The sequence below is a fragment of the Actinoplanes auranticolor genome (assembly GCF_018332655.1).
GTDB classification, from domain to species: domain Bacteria; phylum Actinomycetota; class Actinomycetes; order Mycobacteriales; family Micromonosporaceae; genus Actinoplanes; species Actinoplanes auranticolor.
In genome coordinates, this window is record NZ_BOQL01000061.1 from 55,290 (window position 1) to 67,670 (window position 12,381).

Annotated in this window: 12 protein-coding genes; 5 read left to right on the forward strand and 7 right to left on the reverse strand. The window is 72.5% G+C overall.

Annotation, left to right across the window (positions count from 1 at the left end; all coding sequences use genetic code 11):
- Nucleotides 1-8 precede the first annotated feature (8 nt).
- Complete coding sequence (locus Aau02nite_RS34745) at nt 9-278, reverse strand: hypothetical protein (RefSeq protein WP_212992856.1); 270 nt, start codon at nt 276-278, stop codon at nt 9-11.
- A gap of 78 nt (nt 279-356) precedes the next feature.
- Here Aau02nite_RS34745 and Aau02nite_RS34750 point away from each other — a divergent pair, with 78 nt between their 5' ends.
- Nucleotides 357-1,127 (forward strand): RNA ligase family protein, encoded by a 771-nt coding sequence (locus Aau02nite_RS34750; RefSeq protein WP_212992857.1) that lies wholly within the window; start codon nt 357-359, stop codon nt 1,125-1,127.
- On the opposite strand, the gene Aau02nite_RS34755 is transcribed toward Aau02nite_RS34750, so the two are convergent.
- A complete protein-coding gene (locus Aau02nite_RS34755) occupies nt 1,111-1,623 on the reverse strand; it encodes a TetR/AcrR family transcriptional regulator (RefSeq protein ID WP_246595658.1) in 513 nt (170 codons plus the stop codon). The genes Aau02nite_RS34750 and Aau02nite_RS34755 overlap by 17 nt on opposite strands.
- 50 nt (nt 1,624-1,673) lie before the next feature.
- Here Aau02nite_RS34755 and Aau02nite_RS34760 point away from each other — a divergent pair, with 50 nt between their 5' ends.
- A complete protein-coding gene (locus Aau02nite_RS34760; RefSeq protein WP_212992858.1) occupies nt 1,674-2,168 on the forward strand; it encodes a GNAT family N-acetyltransferase in 495 nt (164 codons plus the stop codon).
- Here the strand turns inward: Aau02nite_RS34760 and Aau02nite_RS34765 are convergent, their stop codons facing one another.
- Nucleotides 2,169-3,362 carry an LOG family protein gene (locus Aau02nite_RS34765; RefSeq protein ID WP_212992859.1) on the reverse strand — a complete coding sequence of 398 codons (1,194 nt, stop codon included), beginning with the start codon at nt 3,360-3,362 and terminating at the stop codon, nt 2,169-2,171. It lies immediately after the preceding gene.
- Nucleotides 3,363-3,380: 18 nt separating this feature from the next.
- Here Aau02nite_RS34765 and Aau02nite_RS34770 point away from each other — a divergent pair, with 18 nt between their 5' ends.
- A complete protein-coding gene (locus Aau02nite_RS34770; protein WP_212992860.1) occupies nt 3,381-4,379 on the forward strand; it encodes an ADP-ribosylglycohydrolase family protein in 999 nt (332 codons plus the stop codon).
- 52 nt (nt 4,380-4,431) lie between these two features.
- The gene (locus Aau02nite_RS34775; RefSeq protein WP_212992861.1) at nt 4,432-4,854 is read left to right on the forward strand and encodes a DUF3151 domain-containing protein; all 423 of its coding nucleotides are present in this window, start codon (nt 4,432-4,434) and stop codon (nt 4,852-4,854) included.
- A 44-nt stretch (nt 4,855-4,898) separates the two neighbouring features.
- On the opposite strand, the gene Aau02nite_RS34780 is transcribed toward Aau02nite_RS34775, so the two are convergent.
- The 3 genes from Aau02nite_RS34780 to Aau02nite_RS34790 all read right to left on the reverse strand — a co-directional run bounded on the left by Aau02nite_RS34780 (nt 4,899) and on the right by Aau02nite_RS34790 (nt 9,865).
- On the reverse strand, nt 4,899-6,026 hold the full coding sequence (locus Aau02nite_RS34780; protein WP_212992862.1) for a MinD/ParA family ATP-binding protein: 1,128 nt from the start codon (nt 6,024-6,026) through the stop codon (nt 4,899-4,901).
- A gap of 1,574 nt (nt 6,027-7,600) precedes the next feature.
- Nucleotides 7,601-8,569 (reverse strand): diacylglycerol kinase family protein, encoded by a 969-nt coding sequence (locus Aau02nite_RS34785; protein ID WP_212992863.1) that lies wholly within the window; start codon nt 8,567-8,569, stop codon nt 7,601-7,603.
- 3 nt (nt 8,570-8,572) lie between these two features.
- On the reverse strand, nt 8,573-9,865 hold the full coding sequence (locus tag Aau02nite_RS34790; RefSeq protein ID WP_212992864.1) for an adenylosuccinate synthase: 1,293 nt from the start codon (nt 9,863-9,865) through the stop codon (nt 8,573-8,575).
- Between the two features lie 185 nt (nt 9,866-10,050).
- Here Aau02nite_RS34790 and purD point away from each other — a divergent pair, with 185 nt between their 5' ends.
- Entirely contained in the window at nt 10,051-11,292 is a 1,242-nt protein-coding gene (gene purD / locus Aau02nite_RS34795; protein WP_212992865.1) for a phosphoribosylamine--glycine ligase, read from the forward strand.
- A 633-nt stretch (nt 11,293-11,925) separates the two neighbouring features.
- On the opposite strand, the gene Aau02nite_RS34800 is transcribed toward purD, so the two are convergent.
- The gene (locus Aau02nite_RS34800; protein ID WP_212992866.1) at nt 11,926-12,378 is read right to left on the reverse strand and encodes an SCP2 sterol-binding domain-containing protein; all 453 of its coding nucleotides are present in this window, start codon (nt 12,376-12,378) and stop codon (nt 11,926-11,928) included.
- Nucleotides 12,379-12,381: the final 3 nt, after the last annotated feature.

Genomic DNA, 12,381 nt, shown 5'->3' on the forward strand with positions numbered 1-12,381 from the left:
GTACAGCTCTAGCTCCCGCCGCCGCCTCCTCCTCCGCCACCGCCGCCGTCTCCGCCCCCGGACCAGCCGCCGCCGTCTCCGCCGGACCAGCCGCCACCTCCGTCCCCGGAGTAGTCGCGGTGGTGCGTGTCTCCGTAGTTGTTCGACAGGCCGAAGCCGCCTGAGCCACCCAGGTAGCGATTGCCGGCGGACGGGCGTGTCCCGGTCGTGCGACGGCTGGTCCAGACCGCGAAGCCGACGGCTGCCGCCAGGCCCAGAACGAAAAGGATCGTCACCATGACCGCAGTGTGCGGCACGCCTGCCACCTGAGCCGTAATGACTTTGCGGCGGGTGCGCCGCACCGCTTCAATGCCGGTATGGATCTCCGCCGAGTGGACCTGCGGGCCCTCAACTCCCTGACCAAGTACCCGTCGATCCCGACCTACCACCTGCTCGACGCGCGCAACGGCGGCTTGCAGGACGAGGCCGTGGTCTTCTCCGGGCCGGTCGTGGGCACGGAGAAGGTCGACGGCACGAACGCCAGGATGATCCTGACGCCCGGTGGTGGCTGGCTGCTCGGGTCGCGGGAGGAACTGCTGCACGCCAAGGGGGACCTGATCGGTAACCCGTCGCAGGGCATCGTCGCGGCGCTCAAGCCGGTCGTGGAAGCGCTCGCGCCCGTCGCCGGTGACGAGATCAGGGTGATCTACGTCGAGCTCTACGGCGGCAAGGTGGGCGCGGCTGCCAAGCAGTACACCACCGACCCCACCCGGTACGGCTGGCGGTGCTTCGACGTGCTCGTCCTGCGCGACCCGGCCGAGCAGCTCGGCTGGCCGGCCGAACGGATCGCCGCGTGGCGTGACGGCGGCGGGCAGACCTTCCTCGCCGAGCAGGAGCTGGCCGGTGCCGCCCGCGATGCCGGGCTCGAGCTGACGCCGCGGCTGTTCACTGTGGACGCCGCCGAGCTGCCGACCGACCTGGACAAGACCAGCGCCTGGCTGGCCGCGCAGCTGCCGGAGTCGCGGGTGCGGCTGGACGCCGGGGCGCCGGGCGGGGCCGAGGGCATCGTGCTGCGCAGCAACGATCGCGGTGTGATCGCCAAGGCCCGGTTCCAGGACTACGCCCGTACCCTCAAGCGCCGCCGTTGAGGTGCATCTCCACCGCCGCCGACGTGCGCTCGACGTCGCCGGTGGCCAGGAGATCCAGCAACGCTCCGCGCAGCACCGCGAGGGTGAGGGTGGCCTGCTCGGTCCCGGGTCGCCCGGCCGTCAGCACGGCGAGCCAGTCCTGCACGGTGGCGCGGGCGAAGTCGGCCCACGGCCCCGCGGGGTCGACCAGCGAGCGGACGTACGCCTCGGCCCACAGCACGAGCAACGGCCGGTGCTCGGGGACGGCCAGCCACTGCCAGATCTCCGCCACGGGGTCGCCGGTGGCCGGCAGCCGCTCGAGCATGGCCAGCTCGTCGCTGCGGGCCCGGTCGAGCAGTGCGCGGACCAGGCCGTCCTTGCTGCCGAACAGCAGCAGCAGGACGCGAGGGCTCGACCCGACGGCCGTGGCCAGCGGCCGTAGCGACATGTCCGCCAGGCCGTGGGCCAGCACGTGGTGGTAGGCGCGTTCCAGCAGCTCAGCACGTCGGGCCGACACTCCGCTATGGTGACTGAAACAGTCGTTTCAGTCAACTGGGGGAGGACGCCATGAGCGCATCGGAGGCGGTGATCCGGCGTCTGGGTCAGCCGGGCGACCTGGGCTGGGTCATCGCGGCCCACGGCGAGATCTACGCCGGCGAGTTCGGCTGGGACCCCAGCTTCGAGGCCCTGGTCGCGCGGATCGTCGCGGACTTCGCCTCGAGCCACGACGCCGAGCGGGAAGCCGCCTGGCTGGCCGAGGTCGACGGCCGGCGCGTGGGCTGTGTGTTCTGCGTCGCCGGGCCGGAGCCGACGGCACAGCTGCGGCTGCTGCTCGTCCACCCCGACGGACGCGGGCACGGCCTGGGCGGGCGCCTGGTGGACACCTGCCTGGAGTTCGCCCGCGACGCCGGCTACCGGACCATGCGGCTGTGGACCAATGATCCGCTGACCGCGGCGCGCGCCATCTACCTCAGCCGCGGCTTCACTCTGGTCGACGAGGAGGCCCACCACAGCTTCGGCGTCGAGCTCATCGGGCAGACGTACCAGATCGACCTGTCCTGATCAGTGCGTGAGCGCCGCCATCGCCTCGTCGACGGAATCGGTGACCACGATCAGATCCGACTGGTCGCCGTGCGGTGAACGCGCCAGCAGCGGCCGGAGCAGCGCCTCGACCGGCAATGCCGACCAGTGCTCGACACCCAGGAAGACGAACGCGCCGGACGGGCCGTCGGTGCGGTAGAAGGTCTTCGTCGCCGCCTGGAACACCTCCTGGACCGTGCCGGCCCAGCCCGGGGCGAAGACGATGCCCCCGCGGGCCAGGCGCAGGATGGTGTCCTCCCGGACGGCGTTGGAGAAGTACTTGCCGATCTGGCCCGCGAACAGGTTCGCCGGCTCGTGGCCGTACAGCCAGGTGGGCAGGGCCAGGCCGCCGTGGGTGAGCCGGCCGACCACGTCCGTCGCGGCCGGTGCCGGGTACGCCGCCCGCACCGCCAGCGCCGCCGCCGTGTACGGGTCGTGGTCCATGAACTTCGGCGCGGGCGCGAGCAGATCGATCGCCGCGGCCAGCTCGTCCGCCGTCCGGTCGGCGAAGTAGGCACCCAGATTCGCCGCCTCCATCACCCCGGGCCCGCCACCGGTCACGATCAACCGGCCCGCCTCGGCCAGCCGCCACGCCAGCGTCGCGGCCATCCGGTACGCGGCCGACCCGCGCGGCTCCGCGTGCCCGCCCATGATCCCGACCGCGCCCCGGGCGTCGTGCCCGCCGACCCACGCGGCCAGCGCCTTGCCCAGTGCGTTGTCGATACCGGCGTCGTGCAGCCGCTGCCCGATCGCCTCACGCAGATCGGGCGCCGCCCTGCCGTGGGCCAGGAAGTGCTCGTAGACGCGGGTGTCGTACATGCCCGCGAAGCCGTCCCGCTCGAACCCCTGGGCCAGCTCCTCCGGCGTGTACAGGTGCGCCGGATGGGTCGGATAGGGCCGTGCCGCGAACGGTGGCACCAGGTGCGCGCCCCGGGCGATGAGGTCCATCTCGACGTCGGGACCGGCGAGCCGGCAACCGACGAACAGAGTCTCGCTCACGTCGACGCCGGTGAAGTCGGGCGACTGCTCGTCGAGCCGCAGCCCGAGCACGATCAGTCCGGCCAGCGACCGCTTGGCCAGGTGGGTGTCGAGTTCGGCGCGCGACTCGATCTCGGACGCGGTGGCGTCGAACGGCGTCTCGCCACCGAACACGGGCTGCAGGGGATCACCGGGCATCACCGTAGGGTAGCCACCGTGAAAAAGGCGTCGGGATCGCTGTTCGGGTTGGCGTACGGGGACTCGCTCGGCAAGCCGACCGAATTCCAGGACTACGAGACGATCGTCGCGGCGTACGGGCCGGGCGGGCCGCGCGAGCTGACCGGTGATCCGGCGCTGGTCACCGACGACACCCAGATGATGCTGGCGGTCGGCGAAGCCCTGGTGGCGGCGGGCCCGCTGACCCCGGCGAGCTTCGAACCGGTGCTGCGGCAGGCGTTCCTGGACTGGGCGATCAGCCCGGACAACAACCGCGCCCCGGGCATGACGTGCCTGCGCGCATGCGGTGACCTAGCGGACGGCCGGCCCTGGCAGCGGGCTTCACAGATTCACTCGAAGGGCTGCGGCGCCAACATGCGCGTCACCCCGGTCGGCCTGATGCCCGGGCTCACCGACGCCCAGCGCGCCGGCGCCGCCCAGCTGCAGGCGGGCCTCACCCACGGGCACGCGACGGGCCTGGCGGCCAGTGAGCTGACGGCGTTCGCGGTGCGCTGGCTGAGCGACGGCCTGCCCCCGCCGGATCTGCTGCCCCGCCTGCGTGCGCATTGCGCCGACCAGCGGCGGGTCTACCACGAGGACTGGCTCGGCGACCTGTGGCAGCGCCCGGCGGTGGCATCACCCGAGGAGTTCATCTCCGAGGGCTGGGACGAGAACGCCGCGGCGCTCGACCGGGTGGCGGACGCGCTGCGCCGCGGCGACGCCGGCGGCGACCCGTGCCTGGTCACCGGGGCCGGCTGGATCGCCGAGGAAGCGCTGGCCACGGCCTTGTACTGCTATCTGCTCACCCCGGACGAGCCGGTCACCGTGCTGGGCCGGGGCGCGGCCTCCTCCGGCGACTCGGACTCCATCGCCTGCCTGGCCGGCGGCTTCGCGGGCGCGGCGCTCGGCCTGGGGGCCTGGCCGGCGGCCTGGCAGGAGCGCATCGAGTACGCCGACAGGCTGCATGCACTAGGTGACGTCTGGGACCAGCGAAGGTGACATTCACCAACCCACCACCGGAAACCGGCCACCGGCGCGGTTGAATAGGCCCATGCAGAACCTCCTTCCCGAGCCGCCGGCCACCCGCCTCCCCGCCGACACCGAGGCCGACGCGGCCCTGGCCGAAGCGAAGCGGGCCGGCACCGACGACGCCTACAAGACCGTCGCGGCCCGCTTCCCGGCATCCAGCGGTGGCTGGGCTGCGCTGGCCGAGAGCGCCCTGGCCGAGAAGCAGCCGGTCACTGCCTACGCGTACGCCCGCACGGGCTACCACCGCGGGCTCGACGCCCTGCGCCGCAACGGCTGGAAGGGCCACGGGCCGGTGCCGTGGTCGCACGCGCCGAACCAGGGCTTCCTGCGGTGCCTGCACGCCCTGTCACTGGCGGCGGCCCAGATCGGCGAATCGGACGAGGCAGCCCGGTGCGCCCAGTTCCTCCGCGACAGCGACCCGGCGGCGGCCGACGCCCTGACCTGATCGGCCGGGCCAGGCCGGAAACCTCCGGCCTGGCCCGATCCTCCTTAAAGCCCCTCGGCCACCGCGGCGGCGATCTTCAGCCAGGAGTCGCGCGTGCCGTTGGACAGGTGGCCGTACCGCAGCGGCTCACCCGAGTCGATCAACTTCTCGTACGGGGCCAGCAGCACCGCGCGGGTACGGGCCGCGAAGTGCCGCTGGATCGCCGGCAGGTCGATGTCCTTGCGGGTCGGCGGCATCGTCACCACGCTGACCGCCTGGCGGACCAGCCGCTGCCGGCCGCTCTGCTCCAGATGGTCCAGCATCCGCGCCGCCGTCTCGGCCGAGTCGTTACGCGCGGACATCGTGATCACCAGCTGGTCGGTGGCATCCATCGCCGCCTGCCAGTTCTGGGCCCGGACATTGTTGCCGGTGTCCACGAAGATCAGCTTGTAGAACCGGCTGACGATCTCCCGGATCTCGGCGAACGCGCTGGCCGTGAGCATCTCGCCCGCCGTCGCCGACTCGTCGGAGGCGAGCACGTCGAACATGCCCTCGCCCTGCGCCCGCACGTACTGGCTCAGATCACCGACCCGGCCGTGCGAACCCCGGAACAGATGCAGGTCCCGCATCATGTCCCGCACCGTCCGGGCATGGAAGTCCTGCTGCGCCCGCATGCCGAGAGTGCCCTGGGTCTCGTTGTTGTCCCAGGCCAGCACGTAGCCGCCGCGCTTCTGCCCGAAGGTCATCGCCAGCAGCAGCACCGCGACGGTCTTGCCGGCGCCGCCCTTCGGGTTGACCACGGTGACCTGCCGCAGCCCGCCGAAGTTCCGCCGGACCATCTCGACGTCCTGCTTGTACTCCTGCTCGCGCTTGCCCGGCGCCAGCCGGACCAGGCCCATCGTGCCCTTCTGGAGCATGGCCCGGGCGCCCATGGTGGCGGTGGGCTCGGCCGGTTTGGCCAGCCGCCGCCGGGCGAACTCCTCCGCGGTGGGCGTGCCGTCCGACACCCACGGCAGCTGCTGGTAGGGGTCGACGGGTGGGGGCTGCTGGTTCGGGCCGGGGGCCTGCTCACCTTGCCGTGGTGGCTGCTGGGCCTGCGGGTGCGGCGAGGCGGCCCGGGGGTCCATGGTCGGCGGGAACGGGCCGGGGACCGGGGGTGGCTGGCCGTTGGCGGTCCGGGGCTGCTGCTCCACCGGCCATGGAGCCGGCTGGCCTTGGTGGGGCTGGCCCTGGTGGGGTGGGGTCGGGCCGGGTGGCACCGGTCCCGCTTGGTGGATCCCGGCCTGGTTCGGTCCGGCCTGGTTCGGTCCGGCCTGGTTCGGTCCGGCCTGGTTCGGTCCGGCCTGGTTCGGTCCGGCCTGGTGCGGGCCGAGCTGATTCGGTCCGGGCTGGTGCGGCGCGGCCTGGTGCGGGCCGGCCTGATTGGGGCCGGGGTGGTGAGGGCTGGGCACGGCTGGGCCTGTCAGGGGCGGTCCGGGTGGGGTCGGGCCGGGCACGGCTGCACCTGTTCGGCTCGGTCCTGCCTGGTGGGGACCGGGCTGATGCGGTGCCGGCGGGCCTCCCTGCTGGGGTCCGGGCTGATGCGGTGCCGGCGGGCCTCCATGGTGGGGTCCGGTCTGGTTCGGCGCCTGATGCGGCGGCACCGACACCGGCGCCGCGCCGCTCTGGCGTGAACCGGTCTGCGGAACGGCGCCGCTCTGCCCGGCAATACCGGTCTGCCCGGCACCGCCGGCCTGACCGATACCGCCGCTCTGGCCACCGCCGCTCGGGCCGACACCACCGGCCTGTCCAGCGCCGGTTTGTCCGGCACCCAGCTGTGGGCCGACTGGTCCGGGCCGGTAGACCGCACCCGCGTGCTGCTCGTCTGCGTTCTCGGGGCTCTGCCGCGGCGTCACCGTCGGGAAGTGCGCCGGCCCGGAGCTGGACACAGCACCGTTCCGCTGCACCGCCCCGGATGCGTCCGTTCCGCTTCGGGGCCCGGGCACCGAACCTCCGTCGGTCTGGGCCGGCCGCTGCGGCGGCTGCGACCAGGGCGAGTCCGCCGCCGACGGCCCGTCAGGACGCGGTCCACCACTGATCGGCGCGCTCGAGTCCGGCCCATGGGCCATCGAGGGCCGGTCGGGCCCCGGCCCTCCGCTGACCGGCGCGCTGAGGGCCGGTCCGTGGGCGGTGATCGAGGGTCCGTCGGGGCGCGGCCCTCCGCTGACCGGTGCCGCGCCGCCCGCGCTATGGGGCAAACCGTCCGACGTGGTCAGCGGCGGCGGAACGTGCGCGGACGCCGAGAAGTGTCCCGAATCGGGTGCCGCGGAGGCTCCGGTGCGGGGCGGGATGTTGGGCCAGGGCTGAGCCCCACTGCCGTCCGGGCCGGGCGCCGGCCGTGGGATCGGCTGCTGGGGCACCTGCGGCTGAGGGACCTGCGGCTGGGCGACCTGAGGCGGCTGTTGGTGGTACATCGGTGGCGCCGGCGGCGGCGTCACCACGCGGTCCACCGGCCGGTAGACGCTCGGGTCGCCCTGCTGCGGCGCGGTCACCGGCGGGGCCGGCGGGAGCGGGAAAGCCGGCGGTGCGTCCCGGGGCACCGGCTTGCCACCGTGCACCGGAGCGTTCAACTCCTCCGGCGGCCAGAACGGCTCGACGTCCCGGTCGGGTGGCGTGCCGTTCGTACCCGGGACGTAGACGCGGTCGGCGTTCTCGTCCTCCACGGATGCGACCTCCCCGTATATCCAACGATTCGTACCTGAGTGCTAGTTCAGACTCGCACAACGCGTCATCCCGCGTACACCGCCCAGGCGCCGGGCTCGGTCCACCACGAGCGTTTGCGATTCATCGTCCCGGCCACGCCGTCGTCGAGGAACTGCAGCTCACCGTCGCGGGGCAGGACCGACACGGCGCGGCCCCGGGCGCGGCGCACTTCCACCCGTACCCTCGGCTTCTTGAACAGCTGCTTGACCAGCACCGGGACCGCCACCGCGACCTCGACCCGGCCGTCGGCCGGGTCCGGCGTGCCGAGCAGCGGCAGGCCGTCGAACTCGGCGTAGGCGCCGGCGTTGCCGATCGCGCAGGCGATGATCTGGTCGGTGCCGTCGGAGAGTACGGCGTCATCAACCTCGATGCGACCACGCCATGGCACCGCCGCCCCGGCGTCGTCGGCGCCCCCGACCAGCGCGCCGTCCACGGTCACCGAGCCACCGTCGTTGCGCAGCAGGTCGAGCCGCCGAACCGTGCCGCCGAGCACAGCTGCGGCGACTGCGGCCGGGTCGCGGGGCAGGCCGAGCTGGGCGGCCAGGTCGGTGCTGTTGGCCGGGTCCAGCGGCAGGATCGCCACCGGCGGCAGGTCCGGCACGGTGCGGTCGTCGGCGAGGTCGGCGGGGCGCTTGCTCGGCGGGGGCGCGTACCGCCGGACCAGCCGGCGCATCACCGCCCGCAGCTGGCCGTCCGTCGCGGTCGCGACGACCAGCCGCAGCTTGCTCTCCTGGTCGGGCCAGGCGAGGCCGTCCGGGCGCGCCGGCGCGTCGAAGCGGGCGATGACCGCGTCGATCTCCGCATCCGAGGATGCGGTCACGGTCTCGACCCGCGCGCCGGCCGCGGTGAGTGCATCCACGCACTTCAGCACCGGTACGCGCGGAGTGTCGCAAATCTCCTTCTCGGCGGAGCCGCAGCCGCCGCACGCCGCACCGCAGGCACCCGCGGCCGAGCCGCCACCCTCGGCCAGGCTGAGCACGATGACGTCGTACACGGCTCAGGCCTCGCTCAGCACCGAGTGCCGCTCGATGACTTCCTCGCGGCCCGGGCCGACGCCGACCACGGAGATCCGCGCACCGATGCGTTCCTCGACGAACTCGACGAAGCGCTGGGCGTTCTCCGGCAGCTCGTCGAAGCTGCGGGCGCCGCTGATGTCCTTCTTCCAGCCGGGCAGCGTCTCGTAGATCGGGGTGGCGTGGTGGAAGTCGCTCTGGCTGTACGGCATCTCGTCGTGCCGCACCCCGTTCACGTCGTACGCCACGCAGACCGGGATCTCGTCCAGCCCGTCGTAATTGTCCAGTTTGGTCAGGGCGAAGTCGGTCACGCCGTTGATCCGCTGCGCGTACCGGCCCATCACCAGGTCGAGCCAGCCGATGCGGCGGGGACGGCCGGTCGTGGTGCCGTACTCGTGACCGACCTCACGCAGATAATCGCCGACCTCGTCGTGCAGCTCGGTGGGGAACGGGCCCTCGCCGACCCGGCTGGTGAACGCCTTCAGCACCGCGACGACCCGGTCGACCCGGGTCGGCGGGATGCCGGAGCCGGTGCAGGCGCCGCCGGCGGTGGCATTCGAGCTGGTGACGAACGGGTACGTGCCGTGGTCGACGTCCAGCAGGGTGGCCTGGCCGGCCTCGCAGAGCACGACCTTGCCGTTGTCCAGAGCCTGGGAGAGCTCCAGCGCGGTGTCGGCGACCATCGGGCGCAGCCGCTCGGTGTAGGAGAGCAGCTCGGCGATGACCTCTTCGGGCTTGATCGCGCTGCGGTTGTAGATCTTCGACAGCACCTGGTTCTTGAACGAGAGGGCGGCTTCGACCTTCTGGCGCAGGATCGACTCGTCGAAGAGGTCCTGGATGCGGACGCCGAGCCGGTTCATCTTGTCGGCGTACGTCGGGCCGATGCCGCGGCCGGTGGTGCCGATCCGCCGGGCGCCCAGGTAGCGCTCGCTGACCTTGTCCAGCGTCCGGTTGTACGACGCGATGACGTGGGCGTTCGCACTGATCCGCAGGCGCGAGGTGTCGATGCCGCGGGCCTCGAGGCCGTCGATCTCCTCGAAGAGCACCGCGAGGTCGACCACGACGCCGTTGCCGATCACCGGGGTCACGCCGGGGGTGAGGATGCCACTGGGGAGCAGGTGCAGGGCGTACTTCTCGCCCTTGATGACGACTGTGTGGCCGGCGTTGTTACCGCCGTTGAACTTGACCACGTAGTCGATCCGGTCGCCCAGGAGGTCCGTGGCCTTGCCCTTGCCCTCGTCGCCCCACTGGGCGCCGACCAACACGATCACCGGCACTTGACTGACGCCTTCCGTTGACACACGTCGTACGCGGAGAGGCCCGGGTACTGCCGAAGTTTACGCGACGCGGCGATCCGCCGCCCGCCGGTTATCCACAGCGTTGTCCACAGGGTGATATCGGTGCTTTGTGGACTTGTGGACAAGCGCGCGGAAGATCAGGCGCGGCCCGTAGGATCTGCGGCGTGCGTGTACTTCTGATCGGATCCGGCGGCCGCGAGCACGCCCTTGCCGTCGGCCTCGCCGCGGACCCCTCGGTGGAGCGACTCATCGCCGCCCCCGGCAACCCCGGCATCGCCGCGGTGGCCGAGCTGCGTGACGTCACCGCCACCGACCCGGCGGCCGTGGCCGCCCTCGCGGTGGAGGTGGCCGCCGACCTGGTGGTGATCGGCCCCGAGGCGCCGCTGGTGGCGGGCGTCGCCGACGCTGTGCGCGCCAAGGGCATCGCCTGCTTCGGCCCGAGCGGGGCAGCGGCCCGGCTCGAGGGCTCGAAGGCGTTCGCCAAGGACGTCATGGCCGCCGCGGGCGTGCCCACCGGCCGGTCCTACGAGTGCACCGGCGAAGCCGAGGTGGCGGCCGCGCTGGACGACTTCGGCCCGCCGTACGTGGTGAAGAACGACGGTCTCGCCGCCGGCAAGGGCGTGGTGGTGACCGACGACCGCACCGCCGCCGAGGAGCACGCGCGGGACTGCGGACGGGTGGTCATCGAGGAGTACCTCGACGGGCCCGAGGTGTCGCTGTTCGTGGTGACCGACGGCACAGCCGCGGTGCCGCTGATGCCGGCCCAGGACTTCAAGCGCGCCCTCGACGGCGACGCGGGGCCGAATACGGGCGGCATGGGTGCGTACGCACCGCTGTCCTGGGCGCCGGCCGACCTGGTCGAGCGGGTGATGGCCGAGACCGTCATGCCGACGCTGGCGGAAATGCGCGACCGGGGCACGCCGTTCGCCGGTCTGCTTTACGTGGGGCTGGCGCTGACCGGCAAGGGCCCGAAGGTCATCGAGTTCAACGCCCGCTTCGGCGACCCGGAGACGCAGGTCGTCCTGGCGCTGCTGGCGACACCACTGGGCGAGCTGCTGCGCGCGGCGGCGACGGGCACGCTGGCGGACTTCCCGCCACTGCGCTGGTACGAAGGCGCGGCGGTGACGGTTGTCGTGGCCAGCCACAACTACCCGGGCACCCCCCGCACGGGCGACGTGATCACGGGCGGCGAGCAGCCCGGGGTGATCCACGCGGGCACGGCCCGCCGGGAGGACGGTGCGCTGGTCTCGGCCGGTGGACGGGTGCTGAGCGCCACGGCCACCGGGCCGGACCTCGCTGCGGCCCGGGCGGCGGCGTATGCGCTGGTGGACGGAATCACGCTGGACGGATCCCACCACCGCACCGACATCGCACTGGCGGCTGTGGAAAACCGCATAAAGCTCTAGCCCCGCCCGACCCCGCCCGACCCCGCCCGACCCCGGCCTGGCCCCGGCTCGGCCCGGCTCGGCTCGGCTCGGCCTGACCTGGCATGACCCGGACAGGCCCGACCGGCCCGACCCGACCTGACCCGGACAGGCCCGACCCGGCCCGACCCGGCCCGACCTGACCCGGACAGGCCCGACCCGGCCCGACCTGACCCGGACAGGCCTGATCCGACCTGACCCGGACAGGCCTGATCCGACCTGACCCGGACAGGCCCGGCCCGGCCCGACCCGGCCAGGCCCGACCTCGGCCTCGCCTCGGGCCCGCGCTGATTTGGGCCAGCTACATCCACGGCTGCGGGCGTGTGAATTCGCTTCAGCTGCCGCTTGCTCGGGCTCGGCTGACGGCTGCGGAGGGGAATGCCTCCAGCGCGGAGTGGACGACGACGCTGCCGTGAGAGTGACCACCCGGATCAGCCCGGCGGCGGCGCAACGGCCCGGACCGGCCCGGACGCCGCCTTGTCGGGGCGGGACTGGGCTGTGGGCGTACCCCTATGTCTTCAAAGAACCTATGTCTTCAAGGAACCTATGTCTTGAAGGAAAGAAGGACGCCCCGCCGAAGCCGGCGGGGCGTCACTCTTCCTGTCGTCGAGCCGGTCAGTTCTTCGGGATGTCGAAGAGCTTGGCCACCTGGGCCGCCAGGCCGAGGTCGCCCTTCGCCTTGATCTTGCCGGTCATGAACATCATCATCGGGTTGCCGTCACCGGAGACCACCTTGAGGAAGGTCACCGGGTCCATCGTCATCGCCAGTTTGGGCTCGCGGACCGGCTGGTTGGTGACCGTGCAGGCACCGTTCTCGATCACGGTCTCGTAGGTGTCCGTGCTGCCGCCGGGGCCGCCCGTGATGTTCCAGTGGATGACGGCCTGGGTCGCGCCGGCCCGGTCCGCGCGGAACAGCGTCGGCATCCGGTTGAAGACCTCGTCCAAGATCTTGGTGCGGCTCTCGGAGCCCATGACCTCGGTGATCTTCGAGTCCGGGGTGGACTTGACGAGCTGCGCGAACTCCTTCGGGCCGATCGTGGCGAGGGCTTCGGGGCTGAATTCAGTCATCGG

Excerpts from the sequence above, each read along its gene's own strand:
- Aau02nite_RS34760 (WP_212992858.1), top strand. The coding sequence starts at position 1,674 with ATGAGCGCATCGGAGGCGGTGATCCGGCGTCTGGGTCAGCCGGGCGAC.
- Aau02nite_RS34745 (WP_212992856.1), bottom strand. The coding sequence starts at position 278 with ATGGTGACGATCCTTTTCGTTCTGGGCCTGGCGGCAGCCGTCGGCTTC.
- Aau02nite_RS34775 (WP_212992861.1), top strand. The coding sequence starts at position 4,432 with ATGCAGAACCTCCTTCCCGAGCCGCCGGCCACCCGCCTCCCCGCCGAC.
- Aau02nite_RS34765 (WP_212992859.1), bottom strand. The coding sequence starts at position 3,362 with ATGCCCGGTGATCCCCTGCAGCCCGTGTTCGGTGGCGAGACGCCGTTC.
- Aau02nite_RS34800 (WP_212992866.1), bottom strand. The coding sequence starts at position 12,378 with ATGACTGAATTCAGCCCCGAAGCCCTCGCCACGATCGGCCCGAAGGAG.
- Aau02nite_RS34750 (WP_212992857.1), top strand. The coding sequence starts at position 357 with ATGGATCTCCGCCGAGTGGACCTGCGGGCCCTCAACTCCCTGACCAAG.